This is a genomic window from Vibrio tapetis subsp. quintayensis (assembly GCF_030409945.1).
GTDB lineage: Bacteria > Pseudomonadota > Gammaproteobacteria > Enterobacterales > Vibrionaceae > Vibrio > Vibrio quintayensis.
Genome location: NZ_JAUFQV010000011.1, coordinates 217,272 through 232,569, shown reverse-complemented (window position 1 = coordinate 232,569; position 15,298 = coordinate 217,272). Strand labels below are relative to the sequence as shown.

Genomic DNA, 15,298 nt, shown 5'->3' with positions numbered 1-15,298 from the left:
AATGTACTGAGATTCTGAATGCCGAGCTACGCCTTTGTGTAGTTCGGCATTTTTTATGCTTTTATGAAGTGACGGCTTTTTTGCCAAACTTAATCTGCTGCACCACCAAACCAATCACAATCAAGACTAAACCCACTAAGGTTGAAGGATGAATTTCTTCGCCAATGATGGTGGCAAGTAACATCAAAGAAATAAACGGCGAGGTAAATATCAGGTTACTGATGCGTGCTGTGTTGTTGGTGGCTTTAAGTGCGCTTATCCAGAGTACGAACGTTACGCCCATTTCAAATAGGCCAACATAGGTTACGGCCGCCCAACCCTTCCAGGTAATTTGTTGCCAAGGTGCCCCTTCGAAAATACTGATTCCTACCGCAAGAGGTACAGCGACCAAAAAACCGAGCAGTACCGCAACAACCGGGTCAGCCTTGTTTTTAGCATTGAGAATCCAGTAGCCTGCCCAAAGTAACGTAGAAAGTAACGCAAGACCAACCCCCATCGGGCTTTCAAAATTGAGTGCGAGCACATCTCCCTTAGTCGCAATAACGATAACGCCTAAATACCCTAATGCGGCGGCAAACCAATCTTGCTTGCGGATCTTTTGCCCCAAAAATACCGCTGCCATTAAGGTTAACGTGATCGCCCAACTGTAGTTCAACGGTTGCGCTTGCGAAGCGGGCAATAAGTCGTAAGCCTTAAATAAAATGAGGTAGTAGCCTAGTGGGTTAATTAACCCTAAAAGAATGTAATACCAAGGATTGGCGATAAACGTGCTGCTAAGTTGTGACAATTTACCTTGAACGGCACAAATTGCGAACAGGGTGATGACGGACACGATACTCGCAACCGTCAGCATTTGAACTGGGGTTAATTCAGCTAAGGTCAGTTTGAAAGCTGTTGCAACGGTAGACCAAAGCAGAACTGCACTGATCCCAAAGCCAAGCGCTCGACGCTCATTTATCATTATTATTATGCTCAGATGGATGAAAAAGAGACCGTTAATATAGCGACCATTCTGATGGGCTAAAACTGGACATTTATCCAGTATAAAAATACTATCAATAATAGAGTAAGACTTAATATTAGGCAGTCGCTATGCAGTGGTTCATTCAACATCAAGATATCGTTATCGCAGCCGCATCAGGTTTGCTGTTTGGCGCAGTGAGTACAGGCTGGTGGGTAAAACAAAAAATGCGGCTAGAAGTGCAGTTACTGGAGCACGATTTAGAATCTGACAAGCAATGGCATGCGCGCACACAACAAGAGCTTAAAGAAGCACAAAATGATTTAGATAGTTTAGATGCAGAGCGTGATAAGTCCGCATTTGAACTTAAACAAGTGCATGGAAAATTAATGGCGGCGGTTGAAAAACTGCGTTATCTCGAAGCCTTAAAGCAAGAAAAAGCACAGCTAGCTATCGACTTAGAACAGGTGCGGGTCAATTTGTCTGACAGTGAAGCCACGAGACGTGAGCAAGAAGCACGTCATGAACAAGAAAAGCAGGCCAGTGCTGAAAAGCTGCAGCTGTTAGAAAATGCAGAACAACGATTAACACAACAATTTGAGCATTTAGCCAACCAGCTTTTTGAAGTGAAAACAGCCAAAGTTGATCAACAGAACAAGCAAAGTTTAGAAGGGCTGCTATCACCGCTAAAAGATCAAATTGAAGGCTTTAAAAAGCAAGTCACAGATAGCTTCGGACATGAAGCGAAAGAGCGACATACCTTGGTGCACGAATTGCGTAACCTGCAACAGTTGAACGAGCAGATGAGCCGAGAGGCACTTAACCTGACTCAAGCACTGAAAGGGGACAACAAGCAGCAAGGTAACTGGGGCGAAGTGGTGTTAGCTCGGGTGTTATCTGAGTCGGGTCTAAGAGAAGGCCATGAGTATCAAACTCAGGTGAATTTACAAAACGAAGCTGGCAAACGCTATCAACCGGATGTGATAGTTCACTTACCTCACGAGAAACAAGTGGTGGTTGACTCCAAAATGGCGCTGGTGGCGTATGAGCGTTATTTCCATGCTGATACCGACGCTGATCGCGATCAGGCATTAAGTGAACATCTTGTGGCTCTGCGAAGCCATATTAAAGGTTTAAGCCTTAAGGACTACCATAAGCTAAAAGGTATCTCGAGCCTTGATTATGTACTGATGTTTATCCCGGTAGAACCGGCTTTTCAAGTGGCCATTCAAGCGGACCCAAGTTTAGTCAAAGATGCAATGGAGCAAAATATCATCCTGGTCAGCCCCACCACTTTATTGGTGGCATTGCGTACCATTGATAACCTATGGCGTAATGAGAGACAAAACCAGAACGCCCAAGTCATCGCTGAACGGGCGAGCAAACTGTACGATAAATTGCGTTTGTTTATGGATGACATGGAAAACCTTGGCGGCGCATTAGACAAAGCCAATCAAAATTATCAAGGTGCCATTAATAAATTGGCGACCGGGCGGGGCAATGTCTTGCGTCAAGCTGAAAGCTTTAAAGAACTTGGTGTGGAAGTGAAACGCTCGATATCACCACGTATGTTGGAAATTACACAAAATGACGTTTTAGTGGAAAGACAACAGGTTGAGGATAAAGTAGACTAGATGATCGCAATTCTTGGATATGGAATTGTTAACGAGGAAGGATCATGACAGAAGTAAGCGCTCAATTGAACTCAACAAAACAAGAACAAGAAACAACGCATTTTGGCTTTGAAACCGTAGCCAAAGAAGAAAAAGTCGCCAAAGTCGCCGAAGTATTCCACTCTGTAGCGGCGAAATACGACATCATGAACGATCTGATGTCTGGTGGTGTGCATCGCCTATGGAAACGCTTCACTATTGATTGCAGTGGCGTTCGCCCTGGTCAACGAGTGTTGGATTTAGGCGGCGGAACCGGTGACCTAACAGCGAAGTTCTCAAGAATTGTGGGTGAGAAAGGCCATGTCATTTTAGCCGACATCAACAATTCAATGTTGAATGTAGGCCGCGACAAATTACGCGATATTGGTATTGTTGGTAACGTACATTACGTACAAGCCAATGCGGAAGAACTGCCTTTCCCTGATGACTATTTTGACTGCATTACCATTAGCTTTTGCCTGCGTAATGTCACCGATAAAGACAAAGCACTGCGCTCAATGTACCGCGTATTGAAACCGGGTGGGCGCTTATTGGTTCTCGAATTTTCAAAACCGGTACTCGAGCCATTATCGAAGATTTACGATGCGTATTCATTCCATTTACTACCCAAGATGGGTGAAATCATTGCCAATGACGCAGACAGCTACCGTTATTTAGCGGAATCTATTCGTATGCACCCAGACCAAAAAACCTTGGAAGGCATGATGGAAACCGCAGGCTTTGAAAAGACCAACTATTACAACTTAACCGGTGGTATTGTTGCTCTTCACCGCGGTTACAAGTTCTGAGGTAATTATGCCATTTGATCCACTGGTAACGGCAGCAATTGAAACTACGCTCAATACCTTGATTAAAGACGATCCGCAGTTGGTACGCCGCTTGGGGCGCTTGAAGGGTCAGGTGATTCAAGTTGAGATGAGAGAGCTTGGCAAAAGACTGACTTTCGTATTTAGCCAGCAGGTAGATGTACTCGCTCAGTATGAAGGTGTGCCAGATTGCTTCTTAAGCTTGAATCTAACGGTGCTGCCTGAATTGAGAGAGCAATCCAATATCACCCGTTTGATCAAGCAAGATAAACTTGAATTGGAAGGTGACATTCAACTGTCACAAAACTTTGCAAAACTGCTGACAGACGCCAAACCAGACGTTGAAGAATGGTTATCACGCCTTACCGGTGATGTGGTTGCACACACCTTAGTTTCTGGGGTTAAACAGAGTATTGGTTGGCTACAGAAAAGTGGCCAGAACAAACAAAACCAACTCGCACAAGTGCTAACGGAAGAGTGGCTTATTGCCCCTGCTCCGCTTGAAGTCGCCCATTTTTGCGATCAAGTGGACGACGTTTCAAAGCAGTATACTGAGTTAGAAATACGCTTTCAGCGTTTGTTGGAGCAATCATGACACCAACAGAACTACGGCGTTTGTATCGAATTATAAAGGTACAGCTTGAATATGGTTTGGACGAGTTAATGCCAAACCACCAGTTAACAAAAGCCCCTTTGTTAGCACGAAAAGGTCTATTCTGGCTTGAAAATCAACATTCAGAGAAGCCGTTAGGTGAGCGCTTACGTCTTGCATTACAAGAGCTAGGGCCTGTTTGGATTAAGTTCGGTCAGATGATGTCGACTCGTCGCGATCTGTTTCCGCCTCACATTGCTGATCAACTTGCATTGTTGCAAGACCAAGTTGCTCCATTTGATGGTCAATTAGCAAAAGAGCAAATGGAATTAGCATTGGGTGGGTCGCTAGATAATTGGTTTACAGGTTTTGATATTGAACCGTTAGCGTCGGCTTCAATTGCTCAAGTTCATACGGCTAAATTGAAAGATAATGGTCGCGAGATTGTTTTAAAGATCATTCGCCCCGATATTAAGCCCGTTATTGATGCCGATCTAAAGCTGATGTATCGCATGGCGCGCATCGTAGCGAAAGCTCTACCAGAAGCAAGGCGACTTAAGCCTGTTGAAGTGGTAAGGGAATACGAAAAAACTTTAATTGATGAGTTAGATTTACGCCGAGAAGCGGCGAATGCGATTCAACTAAGACGAAACTTTGAAGGCAGTGAAGAGCTTTACGTGCCTGAGGTGATTTCTGATCTCAGCAGTGAAAACCTAATGGTGTCTGAGCGGATTTATGGCATTCAGGTGTCTGATATCGATACCTTAAAGGCCAATGGCACCAACATGAAACTGCTGGCCGAACGTGGTGTGAGCGTGTTCTTTACACAAGTATTCCGCGACAGTTTTTTCCATGCGGATATGCATCCAGGCAACGTTTTTGTTAATCCGGAACATCCTGAAAATCCAATGTGGATCGGATTAGATTGTGGCATTGTTGGTACTTTAAATAGTGAAGATAAACGCTACTTGGCTGAAAACTTTTTGGCGTTTTTTAACAGAGATTACCGAAAAGTAGCCGAGTTACATGTGGATTCTGGTTGGGTTCCGGCTGATACCAATATCCAAGAGTTTGAGTTTGCGATACGCATGGTATGCGAACCGATTTTTGCGAAACCATTGTGTGAGATATCTTTTGGTCATGTATTGCTGAATCTGTTCAATACCGCTCGTCGATTCAACATGGAAGTGCAGCCACAGCTAGTATTACTGCAAAAAACGCTGCTTTATGTTGAAGGCTTAGGGCGTCAGTTGTATCCTCAGCTTGATTTATGGGAAACGGCGAAACCATTCTTAGAAAATTGGATGGCGAATCAAGTCGGACCTCAAGCAGTGGTGAATGCGTTCAAAGAACGAGCGCCATTCTGGGCTGAAAAATTACCAGAGCTTCCTGAGCTGCTATACGATAGCTTGAAGCAAGGTAAATCACTTAATCAACGCATGGATCAGCTCTATCAAGGCTACCGTGCAAGCAAACGACAACAAGCGACAGGACGTTTCTTGTTTGGTGTTGGCGCAACCCTGATTATTTGTGGAGCAATACTGGTTTCTGGTGGGTTTTCACAAATTGCATTAGGCAGCGGCATAGCTGGTGTCACATTTTGGTTGCTTAGTTGGCGAGCTTATCGCGATTAAGCGTTAGACTGAATTTCTTAAGACTGTTTTTAAAACTAACCCGAGGTAAAAATAACATGGGTGGAATTAGTATTTGGCAATTATTGATCATTGCCGCTATCGTGATTTTGTTGTTTGGGACAAAGAAACTGCGCAACATCGGTGGTGATTTAGGTAGCGCTGTTAAAGGCTTCAAAAAAGCGATGAGCGAAGACGAAATCGCAGCTGAAAAGAAAAAAGATGCCGATTTCGAACAGCAGAATATTGAGCAGAAGCAGGAAGCAGCAGAAACGCCTGTGGACAGCAAAAAAGACAAAGAGCAGGCGTAAGGCGTGTTTGATATCGGTTTTTGGGAACTGGTATTAATTTCTGTGGTTGGGCTCGTCGTTCTCGGGCCTGAACGTTTACCTGTTGCTATTCGTAGTGTTTCGCGTTTTATTGGCGCGGCTAAAAGCATGGCAAATGGCGTAAAAGATGAACTGTCACATGAATTAAAAGTTCAAGAGCTGCAAGAAAACTTAAAAAAAGCGGAACAAATGGGCATGAACGATTTGTCTCCCGACTTGCAGGCCTCCGTTAATGAGCTTAAAAAAGCGGCTCAGGATGTTCAACGGCCGTATGCCAAGAAAGAAGAAACGGCCACTCCTGAAAAAAAAGCCGATGAGTAAAGAGCTGCTTAGCAGCTCTTTTTGATCCCGTTTGTTGAGGTAGATATGTCTTCAGCTGAACAAACGCAGCCCTTAATTAGTCACCTGATTGAACTGCGTAACCGTCTTATGAAAGCCTTATTGGCGGTGCTAGTGGTATTTATTGGTTTGATTTGGTTTGCCAATGATATCTATGAGTTTGTATCTGCGCCTTTGATTGAAAGGTTGCCAGAAGGGGCAACGATGATCGCAACCGATGTTGCGTCACCGTTTTTTACGCCACTTAAGCTGACATTAGTCGCTTCTATCTTTGTCGCTGTTCCGCTAATTTTGTACCAAGTTTGGGCGTTTGTTGCGCCTGGTTTGTACAAGCATGAACGTCGCCTAATTATGCCACTGCTGTTCTCTAGTTCTATTTTGTTCTATTGCGGTGTGGCTTTTGCGTACTTCGTTGTATTCCCATTGGTGTTTGGCTTTTTTACTGCCATTTCATTAGGTGGCGTAGAGTTTGCGACAGATATCGCGAACTACTTAGACTTTGTATTGGCGTTGTTTATGGCGTTTGGTATTGCATTTGAAGTGCCGGTAGCCATCATTTTATTGTGCTGGACCGGGGCAACGGATGTTAAAACGTTAAAAGAGAAACGGCCGTATATCGTCGTTGCCGCTTTTATTGCTGGTATGATGCTTACGCCACCAGACATGATCTCTCAAACCCTGTTAGCTATTCCAATGTGTTTGTTATTTGAAGTCGGACTGTTCTTTGCACGCTTTTATGTGCGTAAGCCCGAAGAAGACGAAGAATCAGAACAAGTCGAGTAATGGCTGGTTAAGTTTAGTGAAAAAAATCCCAAGCATTGGCTTGGGATTTTTTTCACTTAATCTTTATGACTTTTCCACAATGCTGGCAAACGTATTTCTCTTTTATTCCCATTAGCCTTTCAAATATGGTTCGACGTTGTCTTAATAAGTGTGAGGTTTCTCCACAACAGTGCATAACACCAGTCCTCATTCTGTTTTGAAGGCGGTATACTACAGGATGAATATGAAAGAATCAAATGTGGAATGGAAATCACATAGGTAATAACCTTTTGATATTTATGTAATATTATTGAGAGGCAAACAATTACTTACAAAGTGCACCTGTCTGCTATGCGTCTAATTTATTATATGTAATTCTTTTTGGTTATTGTTTTATGTCAAATAGATTAAATGCGTTGTGATTAGTTTGTTCAACGATGCTGTCGAGTGAGTACCCTGTTAACTCGGCTATACGGGCAGCCACGAGCGCAGTGTAGCTTGGCTCATTGCGTTTCCCTCTATGGGGTACGGGAGCCAAATAAGGGCAGTCTGTTTCGAGTACCACACGGGTTAGGTCTAGCTCTGGAATGACTTTATCCATGCCGCTGTTTTTGAATGTGGTTACGCCACCTAAACCAAGATGAAAGCCAAGTTCAGTAATTGCTTTTGCTTCTGCGACGCTGCCACCAAAGCAATGGAAAACCCCACGAATACTGCCATCTTGAACGGTTTTTAGAACCTCGATGGTTTCAGAGATGGAATCTCGTGTGTGGATGACTGCTGGCAAGCCCAATTCTTTGGCCCAGCCTAGTTGTGTCGCAAATGCATGTTCCTGCTCGGCTCTGAAAGTCTTATCCCAGTAAAGATCGATTCCAATTTCACCGACAGCCACAAACTTGCGCTTTTCAAACCAGCTGCGCATAACTGCGAGGTTTTGCTCTACATTCTCATCCACATAACAAGGGTGCAACCCCATCATAGATCGACAGATCTCAGGGTAATCAGCCTCGGTCTTAAGCATGGGTTCAATGGAGTCAAGATTAATGTTCGGTAACAAGATATGGGATACCCCTTGTTCAACAGCGCGTTGAACGACTTGCTTGCGATCGGCATCGAATTCGGAGGCATAAATGTGAGCGTGGGTATCTATCATATTGGTTATCGGTTGTTGGGGTGAGCAAAAATTATAATTCAGCTAATCATAAATAGCACTGCGGTGAACGTGGTGTAGTAGGTGTTATTTGCGTATCAAAGCACTTTTTAGCTTTAAGGCTAGTCACTTAAAGCCGGAGTAGTTATAGTTTCTGCCAGTATTACACCCAGACAAGGAGAATCACGTGTCTGTTTCAATCCAAGGTCAATTCCCAGGACGCCGCATGCGTCGTATGCGTAAACACGACTTTAGCCGTCGTTTGATGGCAGAAAACCAATTGAGTGCCAGCGATCTGATTTACCCAATGTTTATATTGATGGGTAAAAATCGCCGAGAAGTCGTGGAGTCCATGCCAGGGGTAGAGCGTCTTTCCATTGATTTGATGCTTGAAGAAGCTCAATACCTTGCACAACTGGGTGTGCCAGCTATCGCCCTCTTTCCTGTTGTGACTCAAGATGCCAAAAGCATCTGTGCCGCTGAATCTTATAACCCTGATGGTTTGGTGCAACGTGCTGTTCGTCTATTGAAAGAACATGTGCCTGAGATTGGTGTGATCACTGATGTTGCCTTAGATCCGTTCACTACTCATGGCCAAGATGGCATTATTGATGAAACGGGCTATGTGCAAAATGATGAAACAACGGAAATCTTAATCAAGCAGGCGCTGTCTCATGCACAAGCTGGTGCTGATGTTGTGGCTCCGTCAGATATGATGGATGGCCGAATTGGTAAAATACGCGAGGCGCTAGAAGAGGCGGGTTACATTCACACCCAAATCATGGCTTATTCAGCAAAATACGCATCTTGTTATTATGGACCTTTCCGTGATGCGGTTGGTTCTGCTGCTAACCTCAAAGGTGGTGATAAGAAAAACTACCAAATGGACCCTGCCAACAGTGATGAGGCACTGCATGAAGTCGCGATGGACATTAACGAAGGTGCAGATATGGTCATGGTTAAGCCTGGCATGCCGTATCTAGATATCGTCCGCCGTGTAAAGAGCGAGTTGCAAGTACCCACATTTGCATATCAAGTATCGGGTGAATATGCGATGCATAAAGCCGCGATTCAAAATGGTTGGTTAAAAGAACGAGAAACGGTTTTAGAATCTCTACTGTGTTTTAAACGCGCAGGTGCCGATGGTATTTTGACTTATTTTGCCAAAGATGTGGCGCAATGGTTAGCGGAAGAGGGGGCTCAGCCTTTAAAGAATTCAAAGCAAGACTGATTCAACATAGTCATTGACGTTTAAGCCGGGCATTTGCTCGGTTTTTGTCATTTTTCTGGGGCGAAAACGATCGACGATAAAATTAAATGAGATAAATTATCATTTAGGGGTTGATTATTAAATGAGAATGGTTATTATTAACTTGTCTTCGGGAGAAAGCAAACAACCTAATTAAGCCCCAGATGGAGTAGTTAGGTTGAACGGTTCTTTCTTGAACGACACGACATTGCTCACATTGCTTCCAGTGTAATTTAAGCTTTAAGGCAAAGCGATAACAGCACTAACTGTTTATGGTTTTGGCCACTTTTGCTAGGCGACATCTTCTGATGTCGCTTTCTTTTTTTCTGCACGATCTAATCATTAAATCACCACTATTTGTCCGTTATTTCAGCAAACAATCATTTCCTGTATATTCCGATAACTTCATAGAACTAAATTATTTTCCACAAGGCAGGATCGTTATAAGATCAAAGATCTTTGGTTTTGTATCTTATTAAGTGATTGTTTTTAAATGAGTAGTGTGTTCTTTTAGCCAGATTTTTTTACTGTTAATTATCAGTGGATAAGTTTTACCAACAGAGTTATCCACAATTAGGGTTGGTTTTTGTTGCGCAACGGAAGAATGAAACGATGAAATGGGGTAACCATTATCATCGCTTCGACTTAATCAAGCTTTGTCTTGTATTCAAAAGAGAATACATGGCATCAGAATGAGAGTCATGGCATCCTAAGCACACAAACTAATACACTGCATTTGGATCAACTAGATTATGGCTACCATACCTGAAAACCCGCTTATTCTTATCGATGGCTCATCCTACTTATATCGAGCTTTTCATGCCTACCCGGGCACAATGAGCAATGGTGAAATCCCAACAAATGCAGTGTATGGCGTTGTTAATATGCTACGAAGTATGATGCGCCAATTTTCATCTGATCGTATTGCCGTTATTTTTGATGCTAAAGGCAAAACCTTCCGCGACGACATGTACTCAGAGTACAAAGCAAACCGCCCACCGATGCCAGACGATCTTCGTTGCCAAATTGAGCCATTGCATAACGTGATTCGTGCAATGGGCTTGCCATTAATCTCTATTCCCGGTGTAGAAGCGGATGATGTTATTGGTACATTGGCATCGCAAGCATCTAAAGCGGGCATGCCGGTCTTGATTAGTACGGGCGATAAAGACATGGCTCAACTGGTGGATGAGAACGTCACACTGATTAATACCATGACTAATGTCGTGATGGATCGAGAAGGTGTGATCGAAAAGTTCGGTATTCCACCAGAGCTGATCATTGATTACTTAGCGCTGATGGGTGATAAGGTCGATAACATTCCTGGTGTGCCTGGTGTGGGTGACAAGACGGCGACGGCTTTGCTGCAAGGTATTGGCAGTATGGATAAGCTGTATGACAATCTAGGTGATATTGCAGCGCTCGGTTTCCGAGGTTCGAAAACCATGGCGAAGAAGCTTGCGGACAATAAAGAAGATGCACTGATGTCTTATAAGCTGGCTACGATTAAGCTGGATGTTGAGCTAGAAGAAACCCCTGAGTCTTTAGTTAAAGCAACGCCGAATACCGATGAGTTGATCAAATTGTATGGTCAAATGGTGTTCAAATCTTGGTTAAATGAGTTATTAGAAGGTGGGACGGGTGAAGTAGAAGCGATTGAGCGTTCACCGTCGTCCGTTGGTGCGAGTAATACAACGGCAGTTGCGATGGAAACATCGGCTGTCTCTATTGATCGCAGTAAATATGAAACCATCTTAGATCAAGACAGCTTTAATGCTTGGTTAGATAAATTAAAAACAGCAGAACTCATCGCGTTTGATACTGAAACCGATAGCCTAGATTACATGGTGGCAAACTTAGTTGGGCTCTCTTTTGCGATTGGCGAGGGTGAAGCTGCTTACGTGCCTGTTGCTCATGATTATTTGGATGCGCCACAACAGCTTGAACGGGATTGGGTGTTGGCACAATTAAAGCCGCTTTTAGAAGATGAAAATGTATCGAAAGTAGGGCAGAACCTTAAATACGATGCGAGCGTTTTAGCTCGTTATGATATTGACATGAAAGGCATCAAACACGACACCATGCTGGCTTCTTACGTGTTTAACAGCGTTGGTGGCAAGCATGATATGGACAGCTTAGCGTTGCGTTTTCTTCAGCATAGCTGTATTTCATTTGAGTCGTTGGCAGGAAAAGGCAAAAAGCAGCTGACTTTTAACCAAATCGATTTGGAGCAAGCATCGCCTTACGCCGCTGAAGATGCCGATGTAACTTTACGCCTGCATAATCGTATCTACGACAATATTGAACAAGATGAGAAGTTAAGTCGCATCTATAACGAGCTTGAGATTCCTTTGGTTCCGGTTATTTCACGCATTGAGCGCACCGGAGTGCTAGTCGACGATATGATGCTTGGGGCTCAATCGCAAGAAATTGCGGCTCGATTAGACGAGTTAGAGAAAAAAGCATTTGAAGTTGCAGAGCAAGAATTTAATTTAAGCTCACCCAAACAACTGCAGACGATCTTATTTGAAAAAATGGGGCTTCCCGTTATAAAGAAAACCCCATCTGGCGCTGCTTCTACTAATGAAGAAGTATTGCAAGAGCTGGCGTTGGATTACCCGCTACCAAAACTCATCTTAGAGTACCGTGGGCTGGCGAAACTAAAATCTACTTACACAGATAAACTGCCTAAGATGATTAACCCAACAACGGGTCGTGTTCATACTTCTTACCATCAAGCGGTGACGGCAACGGGACGCTTGTCTTCGACCGATCCAAATTTGCAGAACATCCCTATTCGCAACGAAGAAGGTCGTCGTATTCGCCAGGCGTTTATCGCACCACATGGCTGGAAGATTCTCGCTGTCGATTACTCTCAAATTGAATTGCGCATCATGGCTCACCTTTCAGGAGATAAAGCGTTATTAGAAGCGTTTGCCAACGGAAAAGACATTCACGCAGCAACGGCAGCAGAAGTGATGGGCGTTAGCATTGAACAAGTCACCTCAGAGCAACGTCGCCGAGCTAAAGCCATTAACTTCGGTCTTATCTATGGCATGAGTGCGTTTGGTTTAGCGAAGCAATTGGGCATTCCTCGTGGTGAAGCACAACACTACATGGATACTTACTTTGAGCGCTACCCAGGCGTAATGCAATACATGGAAGACACACGTTCAACAGCGTCTGAGCAGGGATTCGTAGAAACCATATGGGGCCGTCGTTTACATCTACCAGAAATTTCGTCTCGAAATGGTATGCGCAGAAAAGCGGCAGAACGTGCTGCAATCAACGCCCCTATGCAGGGAACGGCTGCCGACATCATTAAGAAAGCAATGCTGTTGGTTGATGAATGGATAGAAGCCGAAGGTAACGGTCGCGTAAAGTTACTAATGCAAGTGCACGATGAATTGGTGTTAGAAGTAGAAGAATCTGCATTGGTTGAGATTGAAAGTAAAGTACAAGAATTGATGGAATCAGCTGCAGATCTGGATGTGCCACTGGTCGCAGAATCTGGTCATGGTGACAACTGGGATCAGGCTCATTAGACGTTTTTTAACTGAAATTGAATAACTAACTTGAGCCAGCGCACATGCTGGCTTTTTTTTTATGTTAATAAAGTTCTTTGAGCGTCCTTGCCTTTCGTAATTTTAGTAATTAATAATGAAAATAAATTACGAAAACAGTTTCCATTTCTGAGTGATTGTTGTACATTATCTCTTGTAGGGTACAGAGGTAAGATGTTCTATCTTTCAGACCTTTTGTTTCACGTTATTGGATTAGGCTGATTCAGCCGCCCCAGTCAGCTTTTGACTGGGGCGTTTTTTATTGTGCCAAAACAAAAGCTTACATTGTATCTTGTTATCCTTTCTCATCTCGATGTTTCCATCTAAGTTTTAAATTTTCACTTACACGTCTCAACATTACGTATCTTTATAAAAGCTCAGGCTGTTCAATTTACATACAAAGTGTGATTTCGAATAGAATGGCCTGATGTAATAAACATCCTTTAAAAGCGTGAATATTTCTTTTAGATAAATAAGTTGCAGTATTCTGGGCTAGCGAAACATTGGTCAGAGGTATGTTATTTGATGTGGTGGTGTAATAAAGATAAGAAACGGGTAGAAGTGCAAGTTTTCAAGACAAACTGATCGAAAAATCTTGAATTATGTTGATGGGTAGTCGAGAATTTTAGGCCATAACTATAAAATATTTTTCTCTCCCGTTGCCCCACCTATACAAGGTGGGGACTTATTTGGATACTATAGAGATGGTCGTACTTCTATAAACGTTGCAATTTTATATGGGCGACGTATCTATTCGTTTGTATCAATATCGTCTTCGGTTTCTTCTTGAAGAAGCGCGGGTGCAAACCATTCATCAAGCTTAGCTCTTAATTGGTCAACGCCAATGCCTTTCAGTGACGAAAACATACCTACTTCCACATTAGGGCCGAAGCCTTGTGCATCTTGACGAATTTTAAGGAGCTGCGCATTTCGTGCACCACTTTTAAGTTTGTCTGCTTTAGTCAGTAAAATCTGAACAGGAATGCCAGAATCCACAGCCCAGAACACTAATTGCTGGTCGAGATCTTTCATTGGATGACGGATATCCATCAAAACGACCAAGCCTTTTAATGATTCACGTTTCTGTAGGTATTCACCCAAGGATTTCTGCCATTTCTTTTTTAGCTCTAATGGTACTTGTGCAAAACCATAACCCGGTAAATCCACAATGTGGCAATTGTCATGAACTTTAAACAAGTTAATCAGCTGAGTACGACCAGGTGTCTTACTGGTTTTTGCCAAACCTTTCTGGTTTGTCAGTCGGTTGAGTGCACTTGATTTACCCGCATTAGAGCGTCCAGCAAACGCAACTTCGACACCCATATCATCAGGAAGGTGGCGAATATCGGGAGCACTCGTAATAAAATGCGTATTTTGGTAATGAATTTTTGCGCTCACTGTTAACTCCATCTCGTCTTTGTGTAGTCGAATGATTACTTTTTCGTTAAATTGTGTAAAATAACCGTGATCGGTATAAGGTCGCCTATTGTACCATGAGCAACCACTTAACGTGGTACTGGAAGCTTAATAATAATAATGGAATGTCATGAAGAAAATAGCGCTAATCTTGAGTTTATTGGCCAGCTGCACTGCGTGGGCTCAAGGTAGTATTGAAGCTGGCAAAGCAAAATCCGTAACGTGTGCCGCCTGTCATGGTACAGATGGCAACAGTCTGATTACGACTTATCCTAAAATAGCAGGGCAACATGCTAAGTATCTTGAAAAACAACTCAAAGATCTAAAGCTTGGCGCTGAAACTGCAGGTAAGCAAGGTCGATACGATCCCGTGATGAGCGCAATGGCAATGCCATTAAGCGAACAAGACATGGCTGATCTCGCTGCTTATTATGCTTCTCTGCCTATTTCTGACACATCAACGCCAGAAGATGTGGTTGCTAAAGGTAAGGTTCTTTACCAAGCTGGTAGCATTGACCGTGGTGTAACGGCATGTATTGCCTGTCATGGCCCTCGTGGTAATGGCACTGAGTTGTCGGGCTTCCCTAAGATTTCCGGCCAGCATGCAGACTACGTAAAAGCACAGCTACTTAAGTTTCGAGCAGACGAACGCAGTAACGATATGAATGCCATGATGAGTGATATTGCTAAAAAGCTCACTGATGATGATATCGAAATTTTGTCGAAATACGTTGGTGGCTTACATTAATTAAAGTGGCCAGGCACCTCTTCCGATAACCAGTATTCGGAAGTGGAATTGGCTTAGAATTGAAAGCAGCAGTCTAATC

13 protein-coding genes and 1 pseudogene are annotated in these 15,298 nt (G+C 43.4%); 11 read left to right on the top strand and 3 right to left on the bottom strand.

The annotated features are described in order from the left end of the window. Positions 1–61: 61 nt before the first annotated feature. On the bottom strand, positions 62–958 hold the full coding sequence (locus tag QWZ04_RS04505) for a DMT family transporter (RefSeq protein WP_290325529.1): 897 nt from the start codon (positions 956–958) through the stop codon (positions 62–64). A gap of 134 nt (positions 959–1,092) precedes the next feature. Here QWZ04_RS04505 and rmuC point away from each other — a divergent pair, with 134 nt between their 5' ends. From rmuC to tatC, 7 genes and pseudogenes are all read left to right on the top strand, one after another. Next, positions 1,093–2,595, top strand: coding sequence for a DNA recombination protein RmuC (gene rmuC, locus QWZ04_RS04500; protein ID WP_290325377.1), 1,503 nt, complete (start codon positions 1,093–1,095; stop codon positions 2,593–2,595). Positions 2,596–2,639: 44 nt separating this feature from the next. Continuing rightward, entirely contained in the window at positions 2,640–3,422 is a 783-nt protein-coding gene (ubiE, locus tag QWZ04_RS04495) for a bifunctional demethylmenaquinone methyltransferase/2-methoxy-6-polyprenyl-1,4-benzoquinol methylase UbiE (RefSeq protein WP_290325375.1), read from the top strand. A 7-nt stretch (positions 3,423–3,429) separates the two neighbouring features. Further along, on the top strand, positions 3,430–4,035 hold the full coding sequence (locus QWZ04_RS04490; protein ID WP_290325373.1) for a ubiquinone biosynthesis accessory factor UbiJ: 606 nt from the start codon (positions 3,430–3,432) through the stop codon (positions 4,033–4,035). After that, positions 4,032–5,666 (top strand): ubiquinone biosynthesis regulatory protein kinase UbiB, encoded by a 1,635-nt coding sequence (gene ubiB, locus QWZ04_RS04485; protein ID WP_290325371.1) that lies wholly within the window; start codon positions 4,032–4,034, stop codon positions 5,664–5,666. The genes QWZ04_RS04490 and ubiB overlap by 4 nt, the downstream gene beginning before the upstream one ends. 56 nt (positions 5,667–5,722) lie before the next feature. Beyond that, positions 5,723–5,974: a Sec-independent protein translocase subunit TatA gene (gene tatA, locus QWZ04_RS04480; RefSeq protein WP_290325369.1), complete on the top strand. Its 252-nt coding sequence runs from the start codon at positions 5,723–5,725 to the stop codon at positions 5,972–5,974. A 3-nt stretch (positions 5,975–5,977) separates the two neighbouring features. Beyond that, positions 5,978–6,301 (top strand): annotated as a pseudogene (tatB, locus tag QWZ04_RS04475) (Sec-independent protein translocase protein TatB); the annotation flags it as partial. 57 nt (positions 6,302–6,358) lie between these two features. After that, complete coding sequence (tatC, locus tag QWZ04_RS04470) at positions 6,359–7,114, top strand: twin-arginine translocase subunit TatC (RefSeq protein WP_290325366.1); 756 nt, start codon at positions 6,359–6,361, stop codon at positions 7,112–7,114. A gap of 364 nt (positions 7,115–7,478) precedes the next feature. Here tatC and QWZ04_RS04465 read toward each other — a convergent pair whose 3' ends face one another. Further along, positions 7,479–8,246: a TatD family hydrolase gene (locus tag QWZ04_RS04465; protein WP_290325364.1), complete on the bottom strand. Its 768-nt coding sequence runs from the start codon at positions 8,244–8,246 to the stop codon at positions 7,479–7,481. A 184-nt stretch (positions 8,247–8,430) separates the two neighbouring features. Here QWZ04_RS04465 and hemB point away from each other — a divergent pair, with 184 nt between their 5' ends. The 3 genes from hemB to spfP all read left to right on the top strand — a co-directional run bounded on the left by hemB (position 8,431) and on the right by spfP (position 13,277). Next, positions 8,431–9,474: a porphobilinogen synthase gene (gene hemB / locus QWZ04_RS04460; RefSeq protein ID WP_290325362.1), complete on the top strand. Its 1,044-nt coding sequence runs from the start codon at positions 8,431–8,433 to the stop codon at positions 9,472–9,474. Positions 9,475–10,244: 770 nt separating this feature from the next. Further along, positions 10,245–13,037, top strand: a complete 2,793-nt coding sequence (gene polA, locus QWZ04_RS04455; protein ID WP_290325360.1) for a DNA polymerase I — start codon at positions 10,245–10,247, stop codon at positions 13,035–13,037. Between the two features lie 192 nt (positions 13,038–13,229). Continuing rightward, a complete protein-coding gene (gene spfP / locus QWZ04_RS23585; protein ID WP_438356636.1) occupies positions 13,230–13,277 on the top strand; it encodes a small protein SpfP in 48 nt (15 codons plus the stop codon). Between the two features lie 528 nt (positions 13,278–13,805). On the opposite strand, the gene yihA is transcribed toward spfP, so the two are convergent. After that, the gene (gene yihA, locus QWZ04_RS04450; RefSeq protein WP_290325359.1) at positions 13,806–14,453 is read right to left on the bottom strand and encodes a ribosome biogenesis GTP-binding protein YihA/YsxC; all 648 of its coding nucleotides are present in this window, start codon (positions 14,451–14,453) and stop codon (positions 13,806–13,808) included. Positions 14,454–14,601: 148 nt separating this feature from the next. On the opposite strand from yihA, the gene QWZ04_RS04445 reads away from it, so the two are divergent. Next, positions 14,602–15,219 (top strand): c-type cytochrome, encoded by a 618-nt coding sequence (locus QWZ04_RS04445; RefSeq protein ID WP_290325357.1) that lies wholly within the window; start codon positions 14,602–14,604, stop codon positions 15,217–15,219. Positions 15,220–15,298 lie beyond the last annotated feature (79 nt).

Coding starts and splice junctions, on each gene's coding strand:
- QWZ04_RS04490 (WP_290325373.1), top strand. CDS start 3,430: ATGCCATTTGATCCACTGGTAACGGCAGCAATTGAAACTACGCTCAAT.
- polA (WP_290325360.1), top strand. CDS start 10,245: ATGGCTACCATACCTGAAAACCCGCTTATTCTTATCGATGGCTCATCC.
- QWZ04_RS04445 (WP_290325357.1), top strand. CDS start 14,602: ATGAAGAAAATAGCGCTAATCTTGAGTTTATTGGCCAGCTGCACTGCG.
- tatA (WP_290325369.1), top strand. CDS start 5,723: ATGGGTGGAATTAGTATTTGGCAATTATTGATCATTGCCGCTATCGTG.
- ubiE (WP_290325375.1), top strand. CDS start 2,640: ATGACAGAAGTAAGCGCTCAATTGAACTCAACAAAACAAGAACAAGAA.
- tatC (WP_290325366.1), top strand. CDS start 6,359: ATGTCTTCAGCTGAACAAACGCAGCCCTTAATTAGTCACCTGATTGAA.
- rmuC (WP_290325377.1), top strand. CDS start 1,093: ATGCAGTGGTTCATTCAACATCAAGATATCGTTATCGCAGCCGCATCA.
- ubiB (WP_290325371.1), top strand. CDS start 4,032: ATGACACCAACAGAACTACGGCGTTTGTATCGAATTATAAAGGTACAG.
- QWZ04_RS04465 (WP_290325364.1), bottom strand. CDS start 8,246: ATGATAGATACCCACGCTCACATTTATGCCTCCGAATTCGATGCCGAT.